Annotated in this window: 16 protein-coding genes; 15 read left to right on the top strand and 1 reads right to left on the bottom strand. The window is 42.2% G+C overall.

Annotated features, from left to right (window positions below; translation table 11 throughout):
* The first annotated feature begins 122 nt into the window (after positions 1-122).
* A complete protein-coding gene (locus AB6D58_RS23925) occupies positions 123-1,058 on the top strand; it encodes a hypothetical protein (RefSeq protein ID WP_372127999.1) in 936 nt (311 codons plus the stop codon).
* 31 nt (positions 1,059-1,089) lie between these two features.
* Here AB6D58_RS23925 and AB6D58_RS23920 read toward each other — a convergent pair whose 3' ends face one another.
* Positions 1,090-1,455, bottom strand: a complete 366-nt coding sequence (locus AB6D58_RS23920; protein ID WP_081231404.1) for a hypothetical protein — start codon at positions 1,453-1,455, stop codon at positions 1,090-1,092.
* A gap of 175 nt (positions 1,456-1,630) precedes the next feature.
* On the opposite strand from AB6D58_RS23920, the gene AB6D58_RS23915 reads away from it, so the two are divergent.
* The 14 genes from AB6D58_RS23915 to AB6D58_RS23850 all read left to right on the top strand — a co-directional run bounded on the left by AB6D58_RS23915 (position 1,631) and on the right by AB6D58_RS23850 (position 9,546).
* A complete protein-coding gene (locus AB6D58_RS23915) occupies positions 1,631-1,849 on the top strand; it encodes a hypothetical protein (RefSeq protein WP_136987130.1) in 219 nt (72 codons plus the stop codon).
* A gap of 5 nt (positions 1,850-1,854) precedes the next feature.
* A complete protein-coding gene (locus tag AB6D58_RS23910) occupies positions 1,855-2,136 on the top strand; it encodes a hypothetical protein (protein ID WP_133152255.1) in 282 nt (93 codons plus the stop codon).
* A 32-nt stretch (positions 2,137-2,168) separates the two neighbouring features.
* The gene (locus tag AB6D58_RS23905) at positions 2,169-2,909 is read left to right on the top strand and encodes an excalibur calcium-binding domain-containing protein (protein ID WP_372127997.1); all 741 of its coding nucleotides are present in this window, start codon (positions 2,169-2,171) and stop codon (positions 2,907-2,909) included.
* A 419-nt stretch (positions 2,910-3,328) separates the two neighbouring features.
* Complete coding sequence (locus AB6D58_RS23900) at positions 3,329-3,733, top strand: LexA family transcriptional regulator (RefSeq protein WP_086715489.1); 405 nt, start codon at positions 3,329-3,331, stop codon at positions 3,731-3,733.
* Between the two features lie 2 nt (positions 3,734-3,735).
* Positions 3,736-4,995, top strand: coding sequence for a Y-family DNA polymerase (locus AB6D58_RS23895; RefSeq protein ID WP_136987129.1), 1,260 nt, complete (start codon positions 3,736-3,738; stop codon positions 4,993-4,995).
* A 122-nt stretch (positions 4,996-5,117) separates the two neighbouring features.
* A complete protein-coding gene (locus tag AB6D58_RS23890; RefSeq protein ID WP_081231411.1) occupies positions 5,118-5,309 on the top strand; it encodes a hypothetical protein in 192 nt (63 codons plus the stop codon).
* 139 nt (positions 5,310-5,448) lie between these two features.
* Entirely contained in the window at positions 5,449-5,745 is a 297-nt protein-coding gene (locus AB6D58_RS23885; RefSeq protein ID WP_372127996.1) for a hypothetical protein, read from the top strand.
* Positions 5,717-5,938: a hypothetical protein gene (locus AB6D58_RS23880; protein ID WP_086715480.1), complete on the top strand. Its 222-nt coding sequence runs from the start codon at positions 5,717-5,719 to the stop codon at positions 5,936-5,938. Before AB6D58_RS23885 ends, AB6D58_RS23880 begins: the two co-directional genes overlap by 29 nt.
* 107 nt (positions 5,939-6,045) lie before the next feature.
* The gene (locus AB6D58_RS23875; protein WP_170964551.1) at positions 6,046-6,213 is read left to right on the top strand and encodes a hypothetical protein; all 168 of its coding nucleotides are present in this window, start codon (positions 6,046-6,048) and stop codon (positions 6,211-6,213) included.
* Positions 6,214-6,348: 135 nt separating this feature from the next.
* The gene (locus AB6D58_RS23870) at positions 6,349-6,588 is read left to right on the top strand and encodes a hypothetical protein (protein WP_136987128.1); all 240 of its coding nucleotides are present in this window, start codon (positions 6,349-6,351) and stop codon (positions 6,586-6,588) included.
* Between the two features lie 50 nt (positions 6,589-6,638).
* Positions 6,639-7,187, top strand: coding sequence for a hypothetical protein (locus AB6D58_RS23865; protein WP_136987127.1), 549 nt, complete (start codon positions 6,639-6,641; stop codon positions 7,185-7,187).
* A 73-nt stretch (positions 7,188-7,260) separates the two neighbouring features.
* A complete protein-coding gene (locus tag AB6D58_RS23860; RefSeq protein WP_372158745.1) occupies positions 7,261-7,524 on the top strand; it encodes a phage integrase Arm DNA-binding domain-containing protein in 264 nt (87 codons plus the stop codon).
* Between the two features lie 30 nt (positions 7,525-7,554).
* Complete coding sequence (locus AB6D58_RS23855; RefSeq protein ID WP_136987121.1) at positions 7,555-8,655, top strand: ISAs1 family transposase; 1,101 nt, start codon at positions 7,555-7,557, stop codon at positions 8,653-8,655.
* Positions 8,656-9,141: 486 nt separating this feature from the next.
* Entirely contained in the window at positions 9,142-9,546 is a 405-nt protein-coding gene (locus AB6D58_RS23850; protein ID WP_372128273.1) for a hypothetical protein, read from the top strand.
* Positions 9,547-9,714 lie beyond the last annotated feature (168 nt).

Genomic DNA, 9,714 nt, shown 5'->3' with positions numbered 1-9,714 from the left:
GTACAAACAGGGTTACTTGACTGCTTAGTATGAAACTTTATTCCTCTCCTACAGGATATGAAAAAAAAATTTTGCGATCTCGGAAAAATTAAGTAGGTTTAAATCAAAAGGAATACATTCTTATGTTAAAACCAACTTTCACGCTCTTAACTGATTACGTAATGAACGTCATCACGGTAGTTATTCAAACCCTGAAATACATCATTCCGACTCTGTGTATCTTACTCAGCTGTTATTTTGGTGATTATGTGTTCATAGTCGCAATGGGCGTCTCACTCGTACAGGCGAAAGCCATTAGAAACATCGCCTATGAAAAGATAGTGCTCGATGATCCGACGCACATGAACCTCTCTATGTTTCATTCCGAATATTGGCACCGTTTCTGTAAGACGGCCAAACTTATGACGAAGTTCTCTGTTTTTTATCTACTCTTGTTTGCACTTGATTCATTCAATTGGAACGACACCTTTATCAATAAAAATTATAGCGAGAACCTGGCCTTAGAGAATCTATGGCCTTGCTTATTATCGGGCTGGAACTATGCTCTTGTCCTATTGGTAGCGTTCATGACTTGGGTGATAATGACACCGATAAAATTAGTATTCGGTAGCACCGAGATATTGATGCTGGAGTGGTATCCGATCACTAATCGTTGGAAACATGCATCAGATATAACCCTCCATTTGGCAGACCCTTACAAACCAATAAAAGGCAAAAAAGACCAACTGATCAGAGAAATGACGATGTTTACTAGCGCATTGAATGGTGGTGGATTTTACTCACTCAGCGTCAACACACACGTAATTAGTGGGAAGTTATGGGAGCTACTAAAAATAACGTTAAGTGATGCAGTCATCGATGTGAACAAGAAACGTAAAAATTGGCTCGACTTCACCGTGTATAAAGTAGCTATCTACGTCAATCACTGTGGCCTCAAGGGAAAATCCTATCAACAGTATCGTGATCTTATAGGTAAGCAGAGGTTTGAGAATAACCACATCGTAAAAATTCGCTTCAATGAAAAGCCGATAAAGCGAGAGTCGGTCCTGATTAAATAGCGTGTATTAAAAGGCTCTCATTGTTAGATCCTTATTCATACATCAATTTGTCGAAGTCTTTGAGAATCGTCATACCGTAGCTGGTCAATGACAGCCAACGAGGACGTCTTCCTGAAACGGGATCAATTCCCATTGCTATTAAGTCATATCTCGTCATATTCGTGACGTTGAAAATTGGAAGAGAGGATTTCTTGTTGGCATGTTTAACCAAGTCACTGAGAAATTGATACGAATCCTTACCATCTCTATTGACCCCGTAGAGCTCTGCTATCTCGGTCATAATATTGCCATTTCGAGTGGCATCAATCAGTACGAATGTGGACAGGGAAACATCATATTTGTTTGCTAGGACACGAGACACGTATTGAAGACCACCAGGTTTGAGCTGCTTAGACATCTGTTAACTTCCTGAAATTTCGATATAACAATAGATAGCCTTAGTAATATCTAATATTCCGCTACTAACAGCAACACACAATACCGGTTGAACCACAACCTTGTGATGACAATGTGCTTAATAGAACACATCGATGTTGTATATCTAATCCAAAGCCAATTGAAGGAACTGAGATATGCAAACGAAGCAAGGCGAACTGACATTTAATACTGGTAGAGGTTATGCACCTGATGGACAAAGAATTCATGCGACTATTATCGATGATACTGAAGTAACACTTCGTGTGCGATTTTCCGATAAAACGCGTGGGATAGATGGCGAAGTACAAGTGCTTGAATTCACCGAGACTGCCATTATGCGTGAGTATGATTCCGGTAACTATACAGAGGTGTAATGGCCATGAATACAACAACACCAAGTAAGGTTCACAACAAGATGAGCACTCAAGAGATGGCCGCATATATGTTGGAGTCGGGAGTGCATTACACTGCTGCAAGTTTATCAAAAGAGTTGGGTATACCTCTAGCCAATGCATCTGGAAACTTATATAACATAATAACCGGAAAAAAGTATGAGACTGATTTAGTAGGTAAGCCAGTCACCGTAAAAGTCGTGGATATACGTGGACTTAAAAAGGGGCAGCGTTTGTGGTCCCAGATTCTATCGGGCTGCTGGTCTTAGTGACAATGTAACGTAAATAAATAGAGAACGTTATGATGGGGATTATTCGCAGTTCAATGTATTTGGTTGTTTTACTTGCTTCGTTTTCATCACTGGGAAATGAAATGTGGCGTGGGTTGGTAGTTAAGGAAGAGCATCGATGTTCACCATACGATAAGAAAAGCCAATACCCATATCCCGCTTCAGTAGAGTCAGCGATAGTCGATAGTATGGGAGGTCAGATTTATGGCCCTTATACTGGCACCTACTACCAATCAACTTCAGAGACAGACATCGAACACATCATTGCAGCCAGTGAAGGGCATGACAGTGGACTCTGTGCGGCAAGCCCTGAAACAAGAAAAGCATTTGCAACAGATCTATTGAACTTGACCCTAGCATCCCCAGCTGTGAACCGTTGTAGTTCTACTGGAAAATGTGGCTTGGACGCTGGCGAGTGGTTGCCGCCAAGAAACCAATGTTGGTTCGCGTTGCGTGTCATTGAGATAAAAACTAAGTATGGCCTTAGTGTAAATCCAGTCGAAGCGAACACGTTGGAGAGTGTTATCAATAATTGCCCGTCTTTTGAAATTGTGTTCTATGCACCTGCTGGAAGCGCTCCAACTAAATACGTCACCCAATCTACGGGGCATGCGTTGTCCTTGTATGATGACAACAACGGACGTATCACTTGTGCCGAAGCTCGAAATCATGGGATTGCACCAGTAACGGCTCATGACCCGGCATACGCATTCATGTCTGACCGAGACGGGGATGGTGTTGTGTGCGAGTAAACGATTTATTGCTGGCGAGACTGAAGTTTTGCCAGCGTTCTCTTTGATAACTTCCGACCCACAAAAACAAACAACCCCAAACAGACTAGACCTACGCCAGCACCATAGTCATTGAAAATGTGGACTAAAGCTAACCAAGCGAAAAATAGTACAACAACTAATATTGCAAACCTTACTAATGGCATAGTGACCTCTTAACTTTCCCTTTGATTTAAACAACTTAACATCGTTTAGGTGAAACCTAAATATACACAATATCATATTATGTTATCGTATATAGGGCTCTTGTTCATAATGTCGCCCTCTCAACCTCTGTCTCACCTTAAATTCTATAGCGCTAGTTACCTACTGAGACATTCTCTTGCCTTTTATCTAGATTCGGGGCTAGAATTGCACTGTATAAATAACCAGTATAAATTATGAATATATTAACTTATCCAGTGAGTGCAGGCGTGGTGGGTTTTGAGTCCCCAGCTGCAGAATATAAACAACTGGAATTGAGCCTTGATGAATTGCTGGTGGAACACCCGTCATCAACTTTTTTAGCGCTGGCACAGGGAGATAGCATGCAAGGAGTTGGGATTTTTTCAGGTGATGTATTGATTGTAGATCGAGCCCTTACTGCGAAAGACCACGATATTATCATTGCCAATCTAAACGGTGAACTGGTTTGTAAAATTCTAGATATCAAAGGACGTCGCTTGCTGAGTGCGAATGAATCAATGAAGCCGGTAAGAATTGATGAACAAGACTCCTTCGCAATAGAAGGGGTATTAGCGAGTTCCATCAGACTCCACCGTGTATCAACTATGTTTTCGGGTTAAGCATGTATTCATTAATAGATGGCAATTCATTCTACAATTCGTGTCATCAAGTCTTCAGACCTGATTTACGTGGAAAGCCGGTTATCACCGTCAGTAACAATGATGGTTGTGCCGTTGCGGTAAACAATCAAGCGAAGGCGTTGAACATTCCAAAATTCGAACCTTACTTTAAAATCAAGGCATTATGTGAGCAACATGGCGTTACAGTCTTCTCATCTAACTATGAACTGTACTCCAGTTTGAGCTTGCGGATGATGCAAGTGATTGCACGTTTTGGACCTGAACAACTGATCTATTCAATCGATGAAAGCTTCCTAAATCTGGACAAGTGCATAAACATTCCTTGTTTACGAGAGCATGGGGCCGCAATTCGAAAAGCAATATGGAAAGAGTGTCGGATCCCGGTCTGTGTGGGAACCGGCCCGACGCTCACCCTCTCAAAATTAGCCAACCACGCAGCGAAAAAACTCCCTGGTTATCAGGGGGTATGTGTTTTAGATTCAGTGAAAGAAACCCAACGTGTTCTCCAGGCTATTGATGTGGGTTCAGTTTGGGGGATTGGTCGCAAGCGAACGAAAGCATTGCAATTTATGGGGATCACTACCGCAGCGCAACTAGCAAATTTTTCACCTTCAAAAGCGAGAAAAGAATTCGATGTCGGTGTTGAGCGAACGATACGGGAGCTCAATGGTGAAAAGTGTATTCCATTCGACATAGCAAGAGCAGACAAACAACAAGTTTTTTCTACCCGCAGTCTGGGTAAGCGCATAACGGAATTCGATGAGCTTAGACAAGCTATCAGTCTGCATGTGGGCATTGCCTCGCGAAAGATCCGTGCTCAACAGTCACTTTGTAAAGTGTTGGTTTGCTTTGCAGGAAATTCACCTTTTGACGAAAAGCCGGTTAGTTTCAAAGCGATTCACAAATTTGAGTACGCGACAGCTGATGTGGATACCTTAACCAGTGCGGCCTGTGCTCTGGCCAAAACACTCTACAAAGAAGGTGTTCAGTACTACAAAGTCGGTGTTGGGCTGATTGACCTCGTTGACGGAAGACATGAGCAAGCTGACCTATTTAACCCACAACCCAATAATGCAAAGTTAATGGCTTCGTTTGATCAGATAAACGCAAAGTATGGAATGGACACTATCTTTCTGGCTGCGCAAGGAACACCTACAAGACAGTCTTGGGGTATGCGCCGCGAAATGCTGTCTCCGCAATACACCACTAAATGGAGCGACTTACCTAGAATCGCCTGCTAATTTCTACCCACCGCGTTTGTGATACGCAATCTATTCTCCAATTCAAGCTCTTTATTTGAACATGCCTGTATCGGGTTGTTGGATACTGAACTCAGTAGTACTTAACAAAGTAGAGAGCAAGAATGGCAGACACGCTAAAAGACCCGTTTATAAGGCAACGACTCCCCTCGAATTCTAAACCAGCATTCGATGACTGGATTGCGCACGTTCCTGTGGGTAATCAGCTGCCGCGAGGCAAGTATTTCCAATCTAAGGTCACAGTACCTAAGCACCAGTCAGACGAAACAGAATTGCAGTTCAAACCTTCCCGTTAAAGGCAAAGATATGACTTCAATAAAAATCGTTTCTACAGCTCAACGGCTTTACCAATGTCGTGAACAACAAATATTTCTTTCAGGAGAGCAGGGGTTCATTGAAAAATATGAGAAATGGTCCCCTGTCATACGATTAACGATGGCCAAATTCAATTGTAACGAGTTACATGCCCTGGTCAGAATCTTAGAGATCACTGAGAAGCGACATGACTCAGGCATGTTTACTCATTTGTTGTCGGCAGTAGCTTGCGAGATGTGCGAACCGACTATCACCGTTAACACAAACCACACGACTGAATTCAAAGCCGGAGTCATGGCAAGTAGAAAAGGGGAGAAGTTTAACCCTGATTGCCATATCGAGTGGCAAGAAGGCTATATCCGTGAGCATTTAAGGAGAGTCGCCAATAATGCGCAAACTCAAGTACGATCTCACTGACTACATGGGACCTGTTGATAAAGCGTTGCTCAGGTTAAGCATCCTAACCATTGGGTCGCATGTAATGATAGTTACTGGCTTTAACGGGCAACTTTTCGGCCTCGTTGAAACCTTACTCACCTTGGGGTTCGTTGCGGCAGTGGCGACAATTGCCTACAAACAAAAACGTAAAGATCGAGAAGAGCACCTTTGAGTTCTTCAGTCTGCTCTAGCGTCGTCTAAATATTGAAACTCGATACGAAGCTAAATTGGGAGTCTTGGGATGTATAACAAACTCACAGTTAATCTTAGGAAGATAATATGAAGACAGTGACAGAATTGCACACAATGAATGTCGCTCTATATTGCCCTCACTGCGGAGAAGTACAAGATGGTTTTTGTGGCAATCCTGCGGGTGGTGAATTTGAATGCGACGATTGCCATAGGCCATACAAAGTCCACTCTGAAGCCGATATCGAACATAGATAATAATATAAGCATGTGTCTTAAAAATCAGTTAGGAACCTGTTACTCACCACTATAGAAACGCACATATTAACTGACGGGGCTCGTATGAAAGTACACGAAAATACGACGAATTTACCCTCACGGTGGGTGAATGCAATGTTTATATTCATAACATTAATAGCGATGGTGGCAGGCTACCTATCTGAGCTAACCAATATCTATGGAACATTTGTAGTGCTGCCCTTTGCAACATTAACAACTTGGTCTAGCTACGCCAACGTTACCTTTTCAACACATACCAAATTGTGGTGCTACCTTTTTGGAATTATGACTTTCTGGTCGTTTATAGTAGTCGGCATTAACTTCTTCTTAGCGGTAACCAGTACCTCGGTGTAATTTAATACCCACCAATGGACATCGATTGTCAGATCAATGGAGAAAGCAAGATGCTTAAAAAAAGAACGATAAATGATGCGATGTCAATAGTATGTATTTTCTTATTTCTGGAGATACATTACCTGCATTTCATGACTGACCAACCAGAGCTGTATGACAACCTAAAAAGCTTAGTAGCTATGGTTCTGGTCATTCCGCTCATTAGTATTGCTTGTCGTATCGATCTCCTAGCCAACAAAAAGGTACTCGCCAATCCAGCTGTGATTCATCTAACAACACAACAATGCGAGTTAATGTGGCAAGGAGAAGAGTTAAGTAAAATTTCAACGATGCCAGTAAAGCAACTACTCTTAGATAATCCTGATAGTTTCGCGGAGCTGGTGGGTTCGATGCTACGGGAAGCAAAGCAACCTGGGCTTACATTGAAGCCTTTGTTAATCGTTCACTCAATGCTTGAACTGACGAAGTTAGAGGAAGAGGAACTTAAACGTTTGCTTATGGGCATTGGTGCAGCGAAAGTCGTAGTAGTTGATGAGCCTGAGCAAATAGAGGCTGCCAGAAAAGCGACAATATTCCCTGACTTATTTGGCGATGCATAACGTAATCCAGTATGTAACAATCGAACGTAACTAAAAGGAACGACGGTTATAAGCTCACCTTCGTAATATAAATATGGGTACAAAACGAACTGATAAACACAAAGATTTACCGCCTTATCTTTATCGATATCAACACAAAGATGGCAAGGTACGTTACCGCCTAAAGCTTGCGTCAGGGAAATTCTACTCTTTCCCTGTAGGCACGAAGAAACTTCACGCGATCAATGAAGCGGTTAACTACAATATCAAGTACCGGTCTATGGAACAGCTCATAGAGAAAGCACACCAAGCTTCATTACCAGGGCGGGATCGCACTTTGTTAACAAATATGATCTAATAGCGTCAACCCCTTAGCTAGACAGCCATTTTGAACTTAATTGAGCACCTATCCGTCATCGAAGATACTCGTTCTGACATTAACCAAAAACATGACCTTATTGACGTTATGTTCCTCGTTATTAGTGCTATTGCATCTGGGTGCGAAGGATGGCAAGACATTGAATTTTATGGGGAAGAGAAGTTAAGCTGGTTAAGAAAGTACAGGCCATTCAAACATGGAATCCCCCGACGACACACAATAGCACGCATATTACGCTCAGTTGTTGCGGAGTCATTGCTTGAAGCGTTGGCCTTGTGGATAAACGAACAAAGAGCCAACCAAAATAAACCCATAATCGCATTCGACGGAAAAGTCCTGCGTGGCTCTTATCGAAATGACAGGAAAACAGCGTTGCAGTTGGTCACGGCATATGACACTGAGCGTGGCCTTGTTCTGAGCCAAAAACCGACGGAAAACAAGAATGGCGAGATCAGTGTTGTGCGCCAAATGCTTGATGTTATAAATGTAAAAGGCAGTGTGGTCACGATTGATGCGCTGCATTGCCAGCGCGAAACCCTAGAGAAGATAAAAGAAAAGAAAGCGCATGTTGTTGTTCAAGTGAAGAACAACCAACCGAAACTAAGAGCGGCTGTTGTTGAACAGTTTCAGGCTATCTTCGATGCTAGGAAAGAGAAAATAGTCACTGAAATCAAAGAGACACATCATGGTCGTAACGAAGAGCGATACGTTTTTCAACTTAAGGCTAAGTTGCCCGAAGAACTAGCAAAGAAATGGCCGACGGTAAGAAGCATTATAGCAGTGGAACGCCACCGAGTGATAAACGGGAAAGGCACCGTAGATACGTCATACTACATAAGTTCCATGTCGCCGAATCACAAATTACTTGGTCATTATATTCGTCAACACTGGCGAATTGAAAACAGCCAACACTACGTATTAGATGTTGTTTTTAAAGAGGATAGCTCTCGAATCACTTTGGATGGTGCCGTTGAGAACATAGCGTTGTTCAGACGCTTTGTAATGAACATGCTTAAGCAATGTGATTGCGGTGCGCCAAGTCAAAAGGTGAAGTTGAAAAAAGCGGGATGGAACGACGATTATCGGGCTAGAGTCTTCTTTGGGTTATAAATCCATCAAAGTATGCTCCCGCCCTGGCTTCATTACCGACTCTCGATAGCGTCCCAGATAAGCCACGACACACTTCTTTAAACGACTTCAATATTCCTTTAGAAAAAGCACTGAAGAAAATCTTTCCGCTAATCAAACGAGAAGAGCTTTCAAAAGGTACGATGGAGAAGTACCAATTACTAATGAAGAAGCTCTGTGCTGATTTAGGAACGACACTTACCCATGAATTAGACTTGCAAATGATGAATGTCTTCTTAAATACTCATTACGCTAAATTTTCAGCTCAGTGCTACAACAACAACCTCAGTTTGATCAATAAAGCGTTCAGTTATTTAGCAGATCAATCGTATATACCTGATAACTTCATGCGCAATAAAAAAACGTCTTCGGGTCACTAAAAAAGAACAGGTTAAAAAGCGTCAAAGACTAACACTAGAAGAGTTTGAATTGATTTATCAAAGCGCACCACTCTTTCTTAAGGTGGCAATGGCATTGACGTTGGAGACGACGCATGCGATCAATGAAATATGTCGTATCAAATACAACCTACGTTCACCAAGAGATAACCGTTGCGGAATTGTCTGGAATGAGGATAAGCAACCTGTAATGGTTGATGGCGTAAAAATTTATGGTTACTTGTATATACATAGGCAAAAAGTCTCAAATTCAGAGGTATCCAGAGTAAAAATCCCTGTCACACAGTCTATCTTTGACATTGTGCAGATGAGTTATACAGACCGTATACGCTGCCCTTATATCGTCCACATGAAACCAATACAAAGACAAAGAGGCGTTGCTAAAGATTGTGACCATATCTACCAAGTCCAAAGTCATTACCTAAGCAAGCAGTTCAGCAAGATACGTGACAAAGTTGGTGTTGTACGAGAGTAATAAAGTCTCATATTGAGTATTAAAGTGTCATACTAAAGAATACAGTATCATACTCAAAAGGCAGCGAAGATTTGATCTCGCTGCCTTTTTGCTGCAGCCTTTTTGCTGCTTTCTGTGATTACCGAGGGAGGTTGACGGTCTAATTACCGAAGGACTCTGTCACAGTCT

Origin of the sequence: Vibrio sp. 10N.239.312.D08, from assembly GCF_041466145.1 — a bacterium.
Taxonomy (GTDB): domain Bacteria; phylum Pseudomonadota; class Gammaproteobacteria; order Enterobacterales; family Vibrionaceae; genus Vibrio; species Vibrio crassostreae_C.
This window is presented reverse-complemented; position numbering and strand designations above follow the sequence as displayed.

Coding starts and splice junctions, on each gene's coding strand:
- AB6D58_RS23900 (WP_086715489.1), top strand. CDS start 3,329: ATGAATATATTAACTTATCCAGTGAGTGCAGGCGTGGTGGGTTTTGAG.
- AB6D58_RS23890 (WP_081231411.1), top strand. CDS start 5,118: ATGGCAGACACGCTAAAAGACCCGTTTATAAGGCAACGACTCCCCTCG.
- AB6D58_RS23910 (WP_133152255.1), top strand. CDS start 1,855: ATGAATACAACAACACCAAGTAAGGTTCACAACAAGATGAGCACTCAA.
- AB6D58_RS23865 (WP_136987127.1), top strand. CDS start 6,639: ATGCTTAAAAAAAGAACGATAAATGATGCGATGTCAATAGTATGTATT.
- AB6D58_RS23875 (WP_170964551.1), top strand. CDS start 6,046: ATGAAGACAGTGACAGAATTGCACACAATGAATGTCGCTCTATATTGC.
- AB6D58_RS23920 (WP_081231404.1), bottom strand. CDS start 1,455: ATGTCTAAGCAGCTCAAACCTGGTGGTCTTCAATACGTGTCTCGTGTC.
- AB6D58_RS23885 (WP_372127996.1), top strand. CDS start 5,449: ATGGCCAAATTCAATTGTAACGAGTTACATGCCCTGGTCAGAATCTTA.
- AB6D58_RS23860 (WP_372158745.1), top strand. CDS start 7,261: ATGGGTACAAAACGAACTGATAAACACAAAGATTTACCGCCTTATCTT.
- AB6D58_RS23870 (WP_136987128.1), top strand. CDS start 6,349: ATGTTTATATTCATAACATTAATAGCGATGGTGGCAGGCTACCTATCT.
- AB6D58_RS23915 (WP_136987130.1), top strand. CDS start 1,631: ATGCAAACGAAGCAAGGCGAACTGACATTTAATACTGGTAGAGGTTAT.
- AB6D58_RS23925 (WP_372127999.1), top strand. CDS start 123: ATGTTAAAACCAACTTTCACGCTCTTAACTGATTACGTAATGAACGTC.
- AB6D58_RS23895 (WP_136987129.1), top strand. CDS start 3,736: ATGTATTCATTAATAGATGGCAATTCATTCTACAATTCGTGTCATCAA.
- AB6D58_RS23880 (WP_086715480.1), top strand. CDS start 5,717: ATGCGCAAACTCAAGTACGATCTCACTGACTACATGGGACCTGTTGAT.
- AB6D58_RS23905 (WP_372127997.1), top strand. CDS start 2,169: ATGATGGGGATTATTCGCAGTTCAATGTATTTGGTTGTTTTACTTGCT.
- AB6D58_RS23850 (WP_372128273.1), top strand. CDS start 9,142: ATGGCATTGACGTTGGAGACGACGCATGCGATCAATGAAATATGTCGT.